Below are 16,320 nucleotides of genomic sequence, written 5' to 3'. Positions count from 1 at the left end.
GCGAGTACATCACCCAAACCCGCGAGGCCTCGTCAGGCAATTAGGGGGCAACGACACAATGATGATCGCGGCGCGGCGATCTATCGGTTTGGCGACAATTCGAAAGATTACTTTTTAGCGCTATGCGATCGTATTCCGATTTTCTTCTTAAAGTACCGAGAGTATGATCGGGCGGCCACATCCTTTGCGGTAGACATTGATAATCGAAGTTGGTCATTTAAAATAGATCACGACGCGCATTCAGATGCACTGACGATAGAAGATGGCCGATTTGGCGATTATTTTGCTGGGGCGAAACGGCGAATCGCATATCGTGTCGGTAAGGAGTGGGTGGCCGAGATTCCACCCAGTCCGTTGCTGGCTAGGTTTGTCGCGCAGTGTCGGGCGCGGAATGAAGCGCGTACGCGATGATCGCGCCCATTGTCGGTAGGGCGCTTTCCTAGCCATGGGATCGTAGGGGCGTGGCGTAAGCATCGTGATCATCACTATCGGTCACGGCCCGCCACCCTACGCCATGATGCGTTGGAATCCGCCGCGGTGCGACGGCTTACGCCGCGGTTGCGGACTCTTCCCTTCGCGCGTTAGCTTTGACCATGACGCTAGAGGAACTGAAGGCGCTTGAGGCGCTTGATCGGGCCGCGACCGCCGGCCCTTGGTACGTACGACGGCTGGACGACGAATTGTGTATGGGCGCGATTGCTGTGTCTACTCGCCCCGATACGGGCGCCAATGAAGACATGAGATCAGGCGCTTGGCCCGGTGCGGAGATTGTCGCGGCGTGCCTTGTCCAGGCGCCACCATATGTCGTTCCGCAGGACGATCGATATGAGGAGAACGCTCAACTGATCGCGGCGATACGGACTGCGCTCCCCGATTTGCTTCGGTTGGCCCATCTCGCTCTACAGCGAAAAGATTAAGCCGGCTTTTGATCCATCCTGGGCCGTCCCGTAGGCTATGCGATCATAGCGGCATGGCGTAAGTATAGTGTCATTACTATCGGTCGCGGCCCGCCACCCTACGCTATGATGCGCGGGAACCCGTCGGGGTACGATGGTATGTGCGCCACTAGCGGGCATTCTCGATAAGCATCAGAATGCGGTGATGCGAATATCCACCCGATCGACAACCGTGGCGTTGACCTTGCTCCTGTTGATAGCAGCGGCGGCGATCGCGACACTCTATCCGTTGGCAACCCGCCCCACGTTTCGGCCGGGTGACGAAGCATTCATCGAGAGGGCTAAGGCGGACGCTCGCGCGAACTTCCGGGGCGCGGATGCATATGGGCGCAATGCCTTCCCTGTCGTTATGCGTTTGTCCGATCGAACTTGCGTAGAGCTTCGCTCATATAAAACAGATGGAGCGGGAAGTTATATCGCCTGTTACGATCGCCAAGCCGGGAAGAAAATCGAAGAGGGCTTTGGCGTGGGATTCTGAGCAACGGCGTTTTAATCCCCCAAAATCATCCCGTAACCTACGCTATCGTAGCAGCATGGCGTAAGTATAGTGACCATCACTATCGGTCGCGGCCCGCCACCTTTGCCGCCGATCGCGGCGCAAATTTTTCCAGCTAGCTCCTCGGGGCGACCTTCCACGGATCGATCACCGTCATGCCGGCGGCGCGAAACGCGCCGATATCGCGGCTCGCGACGGCAAATCCGCGCGATGCGGCAATGGCGGCGATATATCCGTCAGGGGTGGGGAAGCCCTTACCGCTGATGCGTGCCTCGACCGCGAGATCGGCATAATGGCGCGCCGCCGACAGATCGAAAGGCAGAATGCGTCCGTCGAACAGCGCGAGGAGCCCCTCCAAAATCGCCGCAAGCTTTTCTTTGCGCCGGCCCGCGGGAAGCGCGCCGATGCCGAATTGCAGTTCGGCGATCGTCACGCTCGAAAGATACAGCGTTTCGGCGGATTGTTCGTCCAGCCAGGTCTGCACCGCGGCGCCGGCCGCGTGCTGTTTTCCCGTATTGGAACATCGCGTACCCCGGCGCCCGCAGCGAAGGTTCCACAGCGTCCGTCCGCATGCTAATGCCCGCGCTGACATAGGAAATCGCTCGAAGGGACGGGATGCAGAGCGCGATCGTGCAATTCGGGACGGATGCGCTGCGGCTGTTCATCTGGCTCGTGATCCTCTCCGCGATCTTCATCCCGCTCGAACGGTTCTTCGCGATCGCGCACAATGATCGGCCGCGCTCGCCGGTGAAGGGCGAGATCGGCTATTATTTCCTCAACAACCTGCTTCCCCCGCTGCTCATCGCGATGCCGCTCGCCGCGCTCGCCGCCGGCGGGCGCGCATTGCTCCCCGAGGCGTGGCTCGCGCTGATCCGCGGCCTGCCCTTCGCAGCGACCCTGGGGATCGCGCTGATCCTGTCGGAGATCGGGGGCTATTGGGGGCATCGGCTGTCGCACGAATGGCCGATCCTGTGGCAATTCCACGCGCGGCATCACCAGCCCGCGCACGTCAATTGGCTGACCAATACGCATGCCCACCCGGTCGACATGATCTGGTCGCGGCTGACCGCCTTGTTCCCGGTCTATGCGCTCGGCTTCGCCAATCCGACATTGGGGGAGCAGGGGATGATCCCGGTGATCATCACGCTGTTCAACGCGATCGGATCCTTCTTCATCCACGCCAATGTGCGCTGGCGGTTCGGCCCGGTCGAGGCGCTGATCGTCACCCCGGCCTTTCATCACTGGCATCACGCCAATGACGAGTGGCGTGATCACAATTATGCGACGATCCTGCCGGTGATGGATCGCATTTTCGGCACCCATCACCTGCCCGATCATTTCCCGCCCTGCTACGGCATAGACGATGAGAAGGACATGGCGCCGTTGCTGCCCTTCTCCGGGGAGCGGCGCGGCTGACCCGACCTGATCGGGTCGTCTCCTACTTCGCCGGGCCGACAGCTTCGGCAGATCGCGCCGACCGGAAAATGTAAAGTTTTGTCACGCTATTTAATAAGTCGCTTCCATGTGGCAGGCAGGGCGCATTTTATCGCTTATATGGCGCGAACGTTCCAATATTTCTGAGAATGTTCGAGAAATGAAATCCCCACAACTGAAATATTCACTGATATTTGTCGTGCAAAGCGTGCGTAACTGCAAGGTTGCGGGGCGATTTCTTCGCTGCGGCGAGGTCGTATTTACGGATAGTAAACCTTTCTAGCTCACTTTAATTTCACGTTTTTTATTGGTTTCGTTTCGGAGCCGATTTGAAAAGCGGCCTCCCCCGCAGCGAAAGGGGGTGGCCCTGTTTGTGTAGGAATGACGTCATGACCCGGTGCAACCCCCTCTCTCCCCCGGAGCGGACTGGCATCCTGAAGCGCGCGGCGAATCGCTACCGCAATCATCTGCTTTCTTCGATGTCAGCGGTAGCATTCGGCTGCTCCGCAAGCGCCGCGCTGGCACAGACCCTCCCGACCGGCGGACAGGTGCAGGCCGGCACCGCGACGATCGCGTCGGGCGGCGCGGGCAAGCTGCAGGTCAGCCAGGCATCGGGCAAGGCGATCATCGACTGGCAGAGCTTCTCGATCGGCGCGGGCGGCGAGGTCCGCATCGACAATGGCGCCGGGGCGACGCTCAACCGCGTCACCGGGCAGTCGCTCTCGGCAATCGACGGCGTGCTTTCCGCCACCGGTTCGGTCTATCTGCTCAACCCCAACGGCGTGGTCATCGGCAAGTCGGGCGTGGTCAACACCGGGGGCAATTTCCTCGCGTCGACCGGGCGCATCTCGAACGAGGAATTCCTCGCCGGCGGCACGCTCAACATCGGCAACATGAGCAGCGCCAAGGTGGTCAGCCAGACGGTGCGGCTGCGCGAATCGATCGCGATGATGCGTGATCTGCGGCGGCTGGTATCCGATACGATCGAGAGCGTCGCCGATCCGCTGCTGGTGACCGATCTCGACGATGCGATCGTCCTCGCCAACCGTCCGACCGCGGCGCTGAGCGGCAAGCCCCTCGTCGGGCTGCGCGCCGCGGCGCTGCTCGGCGAGATTTCGGGGGTGCCGGTGTCGCCCGACGCTTTGCCCGACGAACTCAATGTCGGCGAGCGGGTATTCTCGCTGCGCCGCTCGCCGTTGCGCGACAGCAACGGCGCGCAGCGCGGGTGGATTCTGCAATTGCTCGAGCTGACCGCGGTGCGCGCGGCCGAAAACGAGCGCGAGGCGGCGCTGCAATTTCTCAGCCACGACATGCGCTCGCCGCAATCCTCGATCATCTCGCTGCTCGAGCAATATCGCGATGCGATCGACCACCCCGATCTCGCCGACCGCATCACCGGGCTCGCGTGGCGGACGCTGACGCTGGCCGACAATTTCGTCCAGCTCGCGCGGGTCGAGGCCGCCGCGTTCAACCCCGAGGAGATTGATTTCGGCGAGGTGCTGACCGAAGCCGCCGACGATCTCTGGTCGCAGGCGTCGAAGCGCGACGTGCGGATCGCGCTCGACGGTATCGATCAGCCGCATTACCTGCTGGCGGAGCGCGATACGCTGCGGCGCGCTTTGGTCAATCTGATCGACAATGCGGTCAAGTTCAGCCCGGAGGGCGGCGCGGTGCGATGCACCGTCGCGACGGTGGATGACGGACGCTTCGTCGAATGCGTTATCGCGGACGAAGGGCCGGGGATGTCCGCGGAGCGCCGCGCCAATCCCTTCCGCCGTTATGGCGCGCATCAGGCGGCGCCGGGTTCGCGCTATTCGGTCGGGCTCGGGCTCGCTTATGTCGGTGCGGCGGTGGCGCGGCACGGCGGCGAGATCACATGCGCGCCGAACACGCCGCACGGCACGCGCTTCACGCTCCGCTTCCCCGCGCTCGCCTGAGCGATCTAGCGCCGGGGCGATACCGCGGCGCGTGCCAGCGCGGGCAGTAGTGTCGCTTCCTTGCCGACGCATCGCGCGGTGATCGCGCCCGATCGACGCAACACCGTCCCGCTTGCGCGATCGATCATCGCGAGGATCAAAACATAGGCCTGCCGACGGCACAGCCCGATCGCGCGCGGGGCGGGCGGCGAAACGATCGTCGCGCCGCCGGCGCCCGCGACTGTTACGCCGGGCGGGCGGATCGCGAAGCCGATCTCGACCCGCGTCGGCGCATCCTGTGCCTCGCGATAGCCGGCGGCGTGCAGCGCATCGCGGACCGCATCGGCGACGTCGGCGCGCCGCGTCTCGCCGATCGAGAACGGCGGTTGCGCAGCGGCAGGGGGCGGCGCATCGCCGAACGGGCGAACCGTCGGGGCGCATGCCGCGATCAGCAAGGCGCCGACCAGGGGCATCGCGCGCCACCGTCGCGGGGACCGCCCGATGGCGCGACGACAACCCGCGCGGCAGGGCCGGGAATTATTGCGTCGATGTATCCGCACGCGCCGCACCCAGCTCGATCGCCGCGCCGGCCCGCCCGGGCCTCGTCGGCACCGCCACGATCTTGTTTTCGCGCAACGCGGCGGCGATCGCGGCGGCGCGGCGCTGATCGAGCGTCGCGCGTTCCGACACGGGCTCGCGGAGCCCCGGCACCGACAGCGCGGTCCAGTTCCAGCGCCGCGCCGCCCAGATCGCGGTCGACAGCGCCGTCTTGCCGGCGTCGTCGAGCTGATCCGAGCCGCTGGCGAAGGCGATCGGGGGCAGGTCGAGTCCGGCCGGCGGGACGATCGCGATCGACCAGCCGTTGATCTGCGACGCGACGCGCGTTTCGAGCAGCCGATAGGCGAGAAGCGACGCGCCGGGCAGCGGTTGCGCGGCGGTCACCGCGCGCCGCGCGTCGCGATCGAGCAGCACATCGCTCGGCTTGGCGCCGGCGGTGATGGCGAGCAGCCGCACGATCTCCGACCCTTCTTCGCGCAGCCGTTGTTGCTCCTGCGCCTGGGTGAAGGCGGCCTGCTCCTGATCGATTGCCGCCGAGCCGGGGTCGACCAGCACCTGATCGGCCTGGAGTGTCACCGGCTGCCCGAGCTTCGCTTCGATCGCCTGCGCCAATATCTGCGGGCGAAGCGCGTTGGAACGCGGTGCGATCACCACCGCGCGGATGGCGATCGGGTTCACCTTATAATCGATGTCGAGCTGGGCGACGCGGGCGTCCTTGCCATAGCTGGTGTTGAGGACGCTCCGCACCTGCGTCGCGATCACCGCTTCGCGCGCGATCTGGTTGAGCGAGATGCCCAGCGGAATGGCCATCACCAGGAATGCGCCGACGAGCAGCCCGGTCTGCGCCCAGGTTTGCTGTTCGGACAATCGGTGTCCGAAGCCGTACAGCTGCGCCATGATCATCGCCGACAGCGTGATCGTCACGAAGTTGGTCCCGAACAGCGCGGCCGCGCCGCCCGCGATCGCGAAATTGCCCACCGCCAGCCCGTAGCCGACGGTCGCCAGCGGCGGCATCAACGCGGTGGCGATCGCCACCCCGACGATCGTCTCTCCGCGCCCGCGGATCAGCGCGAAAGTGCCGGCGAGCGCGGAGAACATCGCGACGAGCAGGTCGAACAGATTGGGGCGCGTCCGCGCCAATATCTCGGCGGTCGTTGCCTTGAGCGGGGAAAGGAGTACGACCAGCGCGGTGAAGCCGATCGCCAGCGCCGACGCGACGGCGAGCGCGACGATCGAGCGCCGCATCTCGGTGAAGTCGAACAGCGCGAGGCTGAAGCCGAGCCCCATGATCGGGCCCATCAGCGGCGAGATCAGCATCGCGCCGATCACCACCGCCGGCGACGATTGCAGCAGCCCGAGCACCGCGATCCCCGCCGACATGATCGTCATGAAGGCAAAGCGCGCGGACCAGCCGCTATCCTCGGCGACGCGCGCCATTACGCCCTCGTGATCGACCGCGCTGGACACATGCGCCCGCCACCATCTGCGCACCCGGCGTAGCGCAGGCACGCGACTTGAAAGAGGAGCGGCAGCGGAGCTGGTGGCAGACGACGTGCTGTTCATGCGCTGCTGGTGGCCAACAAGCGCAAAATGCGCAAGCCGTCTCGTTCGGTTGTGTCGCGTCCGGCGATACGCATGGGGATAGATATCCCTGAGATATGCGGGAAAGTACACCGCCATTATGAGGGTGAATATCCCGTTATCCGTATTACTTATATCTGCATCCCGTGACGCGGATAAGCCAATGACGATTTGGGGTGACGGCGATGAATGCGATGTATTTACCAACGGCAAGATCGTTGCGCGCGATTTCGGCAACAGCGGCACGCTCTTGTTCGGATGAGATGTCACGACACCGCCGGATTTGTTTGGCGCATCGGCATATGTCGGGCCGGACGCGACGGCGCCGGTAACACGACTTGACCGAAATTTACACGAGGTCGATAAATTTCCGGGCTCGGGCGCCGGTATGCCGATTTCGGTCTGCGCCGCCGCCGGGGGCGATGCGTGGGACGGCCGCTCGATGGCCGATGTGATGGGAAGAGTTGAATGTCGGCAGGTGCGCGCGGCGGGTTTTCGGTCACCGATTTCAAGGTGCCGCGACGTTATCTCGATATGATCATCCGGCCGGATTCGGAGGGCGGGCGGGAATATGTCGACCAGCCCGGCCTCGCGGACGACGATTATATCTCCTCGCTGGAATTCATGGACCGTTGCCTGCGCCATTTCCGCAAGACGGGGTATGAATCGCTGGCCAACGCCTCGATGGTCGTGCCGTTCGGCAGCTTCGGGATGATCGTCTCGTCGGTGGCGGACAGCAAGGATTTCGAAGAGGCGCCGAAACGCTGCGTCGCCGCGGTGGAGATTTTGCGCCCCGATCTGGTCGCGCGGTTCGTCCGGACCAAGGATCGGCTCAAGCTCGACATCACCTGCAAGCGCCCGGCGACGACCGGGATGGAGATCGGGCTCGAATTCTTCGTTCTCGCGCTGCACACCTCGTTTCGCTGGATGACCGGGAAGTCGCTCCGCCCGGTAAGCGTGCGCGGGGCGGCGAAGATCAATGGTTTCGACGAGAGCCTGCTGGTCGTCCTCGCGGCCCCGATGACGCGACGCGGGACCGGGGTGACGCTCTATTATCCGCTGGACTATGCCGGCATCGAGATATTGCCGGTCAAATATGAAAGCTGGGGCGCGCAGGAAGTCCCCGAATTCCTGCGGATGATGCAGGAAGCGGCCGAGGCGCGCAGCGCGACCGACGGCGCCACGGCAGCGCCCGTCGCGGAGCAGGCGGCGGAACTGATCAGGCAGGGGGTGGTCACCGAGGCGGGGGTCGCGCAACGGATGGAGATCAGCGCTGCGTCGTTGCGGCGGCGGTTGACCGATGCGGGCACCTCGTTCCGCCAACTATTGTCCGACACGCGGCGCGAGGCGGTGCAGCGGCTGCTGGCGACCGACAAGAGCCTCGAGGCGATCGCCGAGGAAGTCGGCTATTCCGACGAGCGCAGCCTGCGGCGCGCCTGCGTCCAATGGTTTGGCATCCCGCTCGCGCAATATCGCGAAGAAATACGTAAATCGTAAATTCAGCGCAATAGTGCTACAATATTTCTCGCAAAATAAACCCGGCCGAAAGAATGATCTCGGCGCAAAGTAAAATCGCGAGCATATTCATACCCTTGACAATGATCTCGCTTTTGCTCACGGCGGCTCCATGCAATCCACCCGTTGCGGAGGATTGTCCCGGCTGTTTCGTCATGCGTTGAATTTACTCTGCTTTACGATTCGTTGTAATGACCGCTGCGCTCAAAGCTTGGCGGACAAATTCGCTCAGCGATAGACGAGCGCGACGAGGCTCCGCGCGTGATCGGCGGCCTCGTCTTCGTCCCACACGATCGTATCGGTGAGACGGCGGTTGCCGCGCGCGGCGAGCAACAGGAAATGTTCGGCGGCGATCGCGCTGTCCGGCAGGCGGATCGCGCCGGCGGCGTGCCAGTCGCGCAGTCGTGTCGCCAGTTCGGCGTGCGCCGGCGTCACGAGGCGACGCCAGATGCGCTGGACGGTTTCGGCATGGGACGGCGCCTCGGCGACGAGCAACCGGATCAGCGCGACATGCTCGGGCTGTTGGGCGAAACGATCGTGCGCATAGGCGATGGCGCGCAGCGTATCAGCGATATCGTCGCCGCGCGGCATCGCGGGACGCGCGCCAAGCCGGTCGTCGACTGCCTGATCGAGCGCTGCGGCGAACAATCCCTGCTTGTTCCCGAAGCGGCGATAGATCGACATTTTGGCGATGCCGGCCTGCGCCCCGATCTGCTCGACGCTGGCGGCGCGGAAGCCCGCTTCGCAAAATCGCGTCGCGGCCAGCCGTAGCAGCGCGGTCCAAGCGGCGTCGGAAATGCGGCCGCTTTGCTCGATCGGGACCGAGCGGGGCGGTGCTGCGGGTAGTGGCGCGCTTGCCGTGGCCGGATCGCCGGGCGATGGGCCGGTTCGCCAGCCGCGCGCGAAGGTCGCGACGATCGCCTCGATATTGGCGTGCCGCTCGCGCGGCGTCGGCGTCAGCCCGAGCAGCGGGCGAACCCCGCCGATCGCGAGCACCCCGGCCCAATGCGCCAGCCGGTCCGCATCCAGATCGGGGAGGCGGCCTGCGCGTTGCTGGTCGGCAAGAATGCCCGAAAAAGGCGTCGCGCGGCGCCGCAGCCGGTGCAGATCGGCGGCAAGCTCGGGGAACACCCCCGCCGCCGCGACATTGGCGCGATACAGTTCGAGATTGGCGGGATTGGTCGCCGATCGCTCGACCCAGGCCGCATAAGCGCGGGTCGCGTCGGCCAGATCGAGCGTTCGCATGTCGGGCGCGCCTTCCTCGCCCGATTCGTCCATCGTGACACGCAGCACCTCGCGAAACAGCTGCTCGCGCGAGCTGAACAAGGCGTAGAGCGTCTGCTTGCTCGCGCCGGCCTGATGCGCGATCCGGTCCATGCTCGTCTCAAGAAAACCCGCGGCGAGGATCGCCTCGCGTGCCGCCTGGAGGATGCGCATCCGGGCAGGCGGGTCTTCGTTCGGCGAGGAAGGAGCGGCGCGCGTCATCCGCGCCTTCTCGCCCAAGCCGCGCCACGTTGCAATGACGGGAACTATACCGTATAGTTCCTTTGCAACGGAGGGGTTCGTGACGTTGAAAACCACATTTTGCGGAATATCCTGTGCGCTGCTTCTGTGCGGTGCTGCGTCGCAAGCAACGGCGCAGGCCGATGTCGTTCTGCCCAGGCCGCCCGCGCCGTTCGCCGGGAAGATCGGCATGACCTTCGCCGATTCGACCCCCGCTTTTCCCCGCCCGTTGCACGCGCCGGCGGGGGCGCCCAACGTGCTGCTGATCTTGACCGACGATGTCGGCTTCGCCGCGGCGAGCGCCTTCGGCGGCCCGGTGCCGACCCCGGCGCTCGATCAGCTCGCGGCGAACGGGCTGCGCTACACGCGCTTCCACACCACCGCGATGTGCTCGCCCACCCGCGCGGCATTGCTCACCGGGCGCAATCATCATGCGGTCGGCAACGGCATCGTCTCGGATACCGGAAGCGGCTATCCCGGCTATTGGTCGGTGATCCCGCGCTCCGCCGCGACGGTGGCGCAGGTGCTGCGGCTCAACGGCTATGACACCGCCTTCATCGGCAAGCATCACAATCTGCCGCAGGGCGGGGACGATGCGAACAGCGGGTCGTTCGATCTCTGGCCGACCGGCCTTGGCTTCCAATATTTCTACGGTTTTGTCGGCGGCGACACCAACCAGTGGCGCCCGACGCTCTATCGCGGCACCTCGCCGGTCGCGATGCCGCCGATGACGACCACGCTCGATCATTATCTGGCGCAGGATCTGATCCACTGGATCCACGGGCAGAAGGCCGCGGCGCCCGACAAGCCGTTCTTCGCCTATCTCGCCCCGGGCAGCGCGCATGCGCCGCATCAGGCGCCTGCCGAGTGGATCGCGCGCTTCAAGGGCAAGTTCGATTCGGGCTGGGATCAATTGCGCGAGGACAGCCTGGCACGGCAGAAGGCCGCCGGGATCGTCCCCGTGGATACCGCGCTGACCCCGCGGCCGAAGGAAATCCCCGCCTGGTCCAGCCTCTCGCCCGACGAGCAGCGCGTCTATGCGCATATGATGGAAGTGTTCGCCGGGATGCTCGCCTATCAGGACGATCAGATCGGCACCGTGCTCGACGAGCTCAAGCGGATGGGCCAGCTCGACAATACCTTGGTGGTGTTCATCGAGGGCGACAATGGCGCCAGCCCGGAGGGCGCGCTGACCGGCTCGACCAACGAACTCGGCGCGCTCGCCAACGCGATGAAGGAGGACACCCGCTGGCTGCTCTCGCAAATGCCCAGGATGGGCGGGCCGGACAGCTACGAAATCTATCCGGTCGGCTGGGCGTGGGCGACCAACGCGCCGTTCCAATGGACCAAACAGGTCGGCTCGCACCTCGGCGGGACGCGCAACGGCATGGTCGTCTCGTGGCCGGCGCGGATCCGCGACAAGGGCGGAATCCGCACCCAGTTCGGCCACGTCAACGACATCATGCCGACGATCCTCGAGGCAGCCGGCATCGCGATGCCCGATGTGGTGGATGGGGTGCGCCAGCAGAAGATCGACGGCACCAGCCTCGTCTACAGTTTCGACGCGCCGCAGGCGCCCGAACGGCATGTGCGGCAATATTTCGAGATGCTCGGCAACCGCGCGATCTACGATCACGGCTGGATGGCGAGCACCACGCCGGGGCGGTTGCCGTGGAAAATGGGTGGATCGGGCGGGCTGCCGACCGATTACAAATGGGAGCTGTACGATCTCACGAAAGATTTCAGCCAGGCGCACGATCTCGCCGCGGCCGAGCCGGCGAGGCTCGCCGCGCTGCGCGCCGAATGGGATGCCGAGGCCAAGGCGAACAACGTCTATCCGCTTGACGACCGGCAGGGGACGATCCGCGCGCTGGGGGCGATGCCCCCGCCGAAGCCGCGTGCCTATGTCTACTGGGGCGCCGACATCAGCGTTGCGCAGAGCAAGGCGCCGCCGATCAACGTCCGCGGCTTTGCGATCGACGCCGACATCGATGTGCCCAAGGACGGCGCGCGCGGCGTGCTGATCGCCAGCGGCAGCCGCTTCGCCGGGTGGAGCTTCGGCTTCGATAACGGGCGTCCGTTCGTCGTCCACGCCGCGTCGCAAAAGCCCGACGACCAATTCCGCATCGCCGCCGCGGCGCGTGTCGCGCCGGGCCGGCACAAGCTCGATTATGCCTATAAGCCGGATGGCATGCCGGGGCAGGGCGGCACGATGACGATCAGCATCGACGGGCGCGAGGTGGCACGTGGCCGGATCGGGCGCACCGCCTTCGTCGCGGCGGGGCTCGGCGAAACCTTCGACATCGGCCGCGATACCGGCGCGACGGTGGTCGACCTGCCGGGCGGCACGCGGTTCAACGGCGCGATCGCGCGGATCGAGGTGGGGATTCGCTGATCTCTAAAGCTGCCGCCACGGCACCGGGTCCCGCATATCGAGCCGGCACATATGCTGCAGCCCGTGCTGCTGGGCATAAGCGATCACGCGCGCGTCATAATTGAGCGCATCGGGCATCGCGAAATTCCAGTCGGGCGGGTTGAAGGTCGAGAAGCCGTTGATCGTCGGCACGCCCCATTGCTCGGCGAGGAACATCGCGTCGACATTGTGTGGATAAAGCCCGCTGTGAAGCGCATCGCCGTAATGCAGCTCGCCGCGCCGCGCGGCCACGACGTAAAAGCTGGCGCAGTCCTTGGGCGGCGGCGGGACCGCGGCGAAGGCGGTCAGCTGCGCCGCGCGGCTGAGCTGGGTCGGTTGCGCGGCATTGAGCTGCTCGACGACGAGCAGCGCGACGATCACGCCCGCGATCCACGGCCGGCGACGCCAGAGCCGGGTGAGATCGTCGCGAAAGGCAATCCCCATCAGCAGCAACGCCGGCAACACCAGGAAGAGCTGATAGCGCAGCACGACGCGCAACCCCCGCGCGCCCGGCACGAGATCGTGCACCAAGGCCCAGGGCGACACCGGCCCGAAGCGCAGCGTCAGCGCCCAGCCGATCGCGATCGCCAGCGCGAATATGCGCGCGAACCGGGGGCTGTCGCGCCGGTGGATCACCCGCCAGCCGGCGGCGCAGAGCAATGCGAAGGTCAGCAGCGGGAAACCGGTTATATGCTCCCCGCCGGCGGCGAGGCCATCGAACCACCCGTCGGGCAGCGCTTGCGTCTGCACCACGCGGTCGAGCCCACGGATCAGCCAGCCCCATAGCAGATTGCGCTCGCCGACATTGAACAGGTCGATCGGCTGGACGGTATATAAGAGGATGAAATCATGCCCCCCGGTCTCGCGTACCTTGGGGAGATAGACGCGCAGGAACGGTATCGCGGCGATTGCGAACACGCCCGCGAACACCGTCGAACTGCGCCAGTGCGTTTCCGCCAACTCGCGCAGCGCGGCGGGGTGCCACAAGCCCGCAACGCCCAGCCAGCATCCGGCCAGGACGACGACGAAATAGATCGCGAACCACGCGAAATAGAAAGCGGTGAGCAGCCATGCGCCCATCAACGCCGCGGCCGATGCGGCCCAGAGAAGCGCGCCTCGCCGCCGATCGCTTTCGGCGCGAACCGCGAGGATCGCGAATGACGCGACGAGCGGGAGCAGCGCGAGCGTCTGGATCTGCGCGTGCCCCGATTGGACGAACATGTTGTTCGAGATCGTCGCGAGCGACGCGATGAGGATCGCGGCGCCCCAGTTCCACCGCAGGATGCCGCGCACCAGCCAGAGCGTCGCCGCATAGCCGATGCTCTTATAGGTGAAAGCGGTGAGCGTATCGGCGACGAAAGGGTCGAAGGCGAGGCGCCAGGCCGAATAGATCAGCCCGGAGAGGAGATAGCCGTCATTATAGCCGAGCGTCCCCGTATAGGGATGGAAATAGAGCGGCTGGTTCCAGACCTCGGCCCGCGTGAACACCGACCGCCAATGTTCGAGAAGGCTGATCTCGATGAGCCCGTCGGCACGGTCGCCGAACCCGAGATCGAAACCGCTGACGATCGCGTCGCGGAATACGATCGACATCGACGCGATACAGGCGATCAGGCTGAGCAACAGCCCGAGAATGGTTTCTTCACGCCAACGGTAAGTCGGACCGTTTAGAGAGGGCTGTCGATCGGGCGGCACGCCTGCGTTCACTGCCGTCTCCGGATAAGGGCGCCGAATCGATCATCGACCGGGTCGAGGTGTGGCGTCTGGGGAAGAGTGGCGCAATGGGCGATCGCCGGGGCAGGGGTTCCCAAATGGTGATTGCTGTGGCCGCCGCGCTTCCCCCAGTCTGACCGGATGACCCGACTCGTAAGGACGAGCGGTGGCCTTGGGAGGGGGATGAATGCGCAACGCCGGCAAATTGGTGGCTTTCTGTCTGGCTTCGGCCGCGTCGACCGCGATCGCGCAGGCGCAGACCGCATCCGCCGAACCCGATCAGCCGCAGGCCAGCGCGGTCGGCGCCGATATCGTGGTGACCGCGCAACGCCGCGAACAGCGGCTGATCGACGTGCCGATCGCGGTGACCGCTTTGTCCAACGCGGCGCTCGAACGCGCCGGGGTGCAGACCGTCAACGATGCGCAGGCGGTGATCCCCAATATCCAGATCAACCAGACGGTCGGCAACGGCTTCAGTCCGGTGATCTCGATGCGCGGGCTCGCGCCGTCGGCGGATACCAGCCTCGCGCGCGATCAGCCGGTCGGGCTCTATCTCGACGGCGTGCCGATCTCGAAATCGACCGGCGCGGCGTTCGATACCGTCGATCTGCAGCGGGTCGAGGTGCTGCGCGGCCCGCAGGGCACGCTCTACGGCAAGAATACGATCGGCGGCGCGATCAACCTCATCACGCAAAAGCCGACCGGCGAGTTCGGCGGCCAGATCTGGCTGAGCTACGGCCAGTGGAACAAGTTTCAGCGCCGCATCAGCGTCGATCTGCCCGCGATCGGCAACGTCAAGATCAAGCTCGGCTATTCGGGCAACGATCAGGGCGGCTATTGGCACAATGCCGCGACGAGGCGCGATTTCGGGCGGATGAGCCAGGTCGCCGCGCGCGCCGATGTCCTGTGGGAACCGACGAGCAATTTCTCGGCGCGTTACGCTTATGACATCAGCAACAACAAGGGCACGCCGACGGTGCTCGCGATCAGCGCGATCGGCGCGTCCTTCCCGGCGGCGCTCAGGGGGCTCGTTCGGCCCTATGTCTTCCCCGATCGCCCCGGCCCCGATCAGGTTTCGGCGCAGAGCGCGATCCGTTCCAATTTCGAGGTGACGGGGCATGCGCTGACGCTCAACTGGGATGTCGGGCACAGCGCGCTCGGCGACCTGACCTTGCGCTCGATCACCGCGCGGCGCACGATGAAGTCGCGCAGCCTCTCCGATTTCGACGGCACGCCGGTCGATCTGGTGCGCTTCGTGCTCAACAATGATTATGAATCGTTCACCCAGGAAGTGCAGCTGCTCGGATCGGGGGCGGAGTTCAAATATACGCTCGGCGGCTTTTATTCGAACGACAGCTATTCGGTCTATAACCCGCGCTGGAACTTCCAGTTCGGCGGCAACAACTACGATCTCAGCGATCGCGGCGGTGGCAACCGTTCGGTCGCGGGCTACGGCCAGCTGACCTGGACGCCGTCGTTCGCCGACAAGAAGCTCGATATCGCGGTGGGGCTTCGCTACACCTCGGATCGCAAGCGCGCTTACGAACTGTTCCTCGCCAACAGCGCCTATGCGGCCAATCCGGCGGCGGTCGGCTCGGGGGTGTTCGCGCGCAACGCCAATGGTAGCCCGATCACGCGCAGTGGCCAGCCGGCGGCGGGCGCGCGGCCCGGCGCGGGCGGGCTCGGGCCGTACGACCTGATCCCCCTGTCGCGCCGCGACAGCTGGTCGCAGGTCAATCCCGAGTTCAACATCGTCTATCGCGTCCGGCCCGACTGGTCGTTCTACGGGCGGTTCGCGACCGGGTTCAAATCGGGCGGGATCAACGATACCGCCTCGACCAACGCCGCGTTCAATTCGCCCTATGACCCAGAGAAGCTGACCTCCTACGAAATCGGCACCAAGTTCATCAGCCCCGATCGCCGGGTCAGCCTCAACCTGTCGGCCTATCATTCGATCTACAAGAACTTCCAGGCCGGGGTGTTCGTCCCCGAACTGGTGACGACCAACATCATCAACGCCGGCGAGGCGAAGTTCACCGGGGTCGAGGTGGAGGGCAGCATCCGGCCGTTCGGCGGGCTGACGATCAATGTCGGCGGCGGCTATCTCGACGCCAAATACACCGATTTCGTCCTGCCGAGCGGGCAGGACGTGACCAGCACCTACAAGATTCCGCTCGCGCCGAAATGGAATTATCTCATCGGCGGGGTCTATCGCGTGCCGGTCGGGCGGGCAGC

At 65.1% G+C, this 16,320-nt stretch carries 12 protein-coding genes; 6 read left to right on the top strand and 6 right to left on the bottom strand.

The window, feature by feature from the left end; genetic code table 11:
* Positions 1-411, top strand: a 411-nt coding sequence (locus tag BGN95_RS06130; RefSeq protein WP_286771982.1) for a hypothetical protein, incomplete at its 5' end; no start/stop codon positions are given.
* Positions 412-1,567: 1,156 nt separating this feature from the next.
* Here the strand turns inward: BGN95_RS06130 and BGN95_RS06125 are convergent.
* Positions 1,568-2,044, bottom strand: coding sequence for a type II toxin-antitoxin system VapC family toxin (locus BGN95_RS06125; protein ID WP_286771981.1), 477 nt, complete (start codon positions 2,042-2,044; stop codon positions 1,568-1,570).
* Between the two features lie 23 nt (positions 2,045-2,067).
* On the opposite strand from BGN95_RS06125, the gene BGN95_RS06120 reads away from it, so the two are divergent.
* On the top strand, positions 2,068-2,868 hold the full coding sequence (locus tag BGN95_RS06120) for a sterol desaturase family protein (protein ID WP_265314194.1): 801 nt from the start codon (positions 2,068-2,070) through the stop codon (positions 2,866-2,868).
* 497 nt (positions 2,869-3,365) lie between these two features.
* Positions 3,366-4,823 (top strand): two-partner secretion domain-containing protein, encoded by a 1,458-nt coding sequence (locus BGN95_RS06115; protein ID WP_286771980.1) that lies wholly within the window; start codon positions 3,366-3,368, stop codon positions 4,821-4,823.
* A gap of 5 nt (positions 4,824-4,828) precedes the next feature.
* Here the strand turns inward: BGN95_RS06115 and BGN95_RS06110 are convergent, their stop codons facing one another.
* Positions 4,829-5,275 carry a hypothetical protein gene (locus tag BGN95_RS06110; RefSeq protein ID WP_286771979.1) on the bottom strand — a complete coding sequence of 149 codons (447 nt, stop codon included), beginning with the start codon at positions 5,273-5,275 and terminating at the stop codon, positions 4,829-4,831.
* A gap of 64 nt (positions 5,276-5,339) precedes the next feature.
* Complete coding sequence (locus tag BGN95_RS06105) at positions 5,340-6,827, bottom strand: DUF389 domain-containing protein (protein WP_286771978.1); 1,488 nt, start codon at positions 6,825-6,827, stop codon at positions 5,340-5,342.
* Between the two features lie 582 nt (positions 6,828-7,409).
* Here BGN95_RS06105 and BGN95_RS06100 point away from each other — a divergent pair.
* Positions 7,410-8,438, top strand: coding sequence for a helix-turn-helix domain-containing protein (locus tag BGN95_RS06100; RefSeq protein ID WP_286771977.1), 1,029 nt, complete (start codon positions 7,410-7,412; stop codon positions 8,436-8,438).
* 16 nt (positions 8,439-8,454) lie between these two features.
* On the opposite strand, the gene BGN95_RS06095 is transcribed toward BGN95_RS06100, so the two are convergent.
* Both BGN95_RS06095 and BGN95_RS06090 read right to left on the bottom strand, forming a co-directional pair.
* On the bottom strand, positions 8,455-8,613 hold the full coding sequence (locus BGN95_RS06095; protein WP_286771976.1) for a hypothetical protein: 159 nt from the start codon (positions 8,611-8,613) through the stop codon (positions 8,455-8,457).
* Between the two features lie 71 nt (positions 8,614-8,684).
* On the bottom strand, positions 8,685-9,941 hold the full coding sequence (locus BGN95_RS06090; protein ID WP_286771975.1) for a TetR/AcrR family transcriptional regulator: 1,257 nt from the start codon (positions 9,939-9,941) through the stop codon (positions 8,685-8,687).
* A gap of 208 nt (positions 9,942-10,149) precedes the next feature.
* Between BGN95_RS06090 and BGN95_RS06085 the strand changes: the two genes are divergently transcribed.
* Positions 10,150-12,354 (top strand): arylsulfatase, encoded by a 2,205-nt coding sequence (locus tag BGN95_RS06085; protein WP_286771974.1) that lies wholly within the window; start codon positions 10,150-10,152, stop codon positions 12,352-12,354.
* A gap of 3 nt (positions 12,355-12,357) precedes the next feature.
* On the opposite strand, the gene BGN95_RS06080 is transcribed toward BGN95_RS06085, so the two are convergent.
* Complete coding sequence (locus BGN95_RS06080) at positions 12,358-13,965, bottom strand: hypothetical protein (RefSeq protein WP_286771973.1); 1,608 nt, start codon at positions 13,963-13,965, stop codon at positions 12,358-12,360.
* Positions 13,966-14,272: 307 nt separating this feature from the next.
* On the opposite strand from BGN95_RS06080, the gene BGN95_RS06075 reads away from it, so the two are divergent.
* A partial coding sequence (locus BGN95_RS06075; protein ID WP_286771984.1) for a TonB-dependent receptor occupies positions 14,273-16,320 on the top strand: 2,048 nt, incomplete at its 3' end.

The sequence above is a fragment of the Sphingomonas sp. 66-10 genome (assembly GCF_001897045.1).
Lineage (GTDB): Bacteria > Pseudomonadota > Alphaproteobacteria > Sphingomonadales > Sphingomonadaceae > Sphingomonas > Sphingomonas lycopersici.
This window is presented reverse-complemented; position numbering and strand designations above follow the sequence as displayed.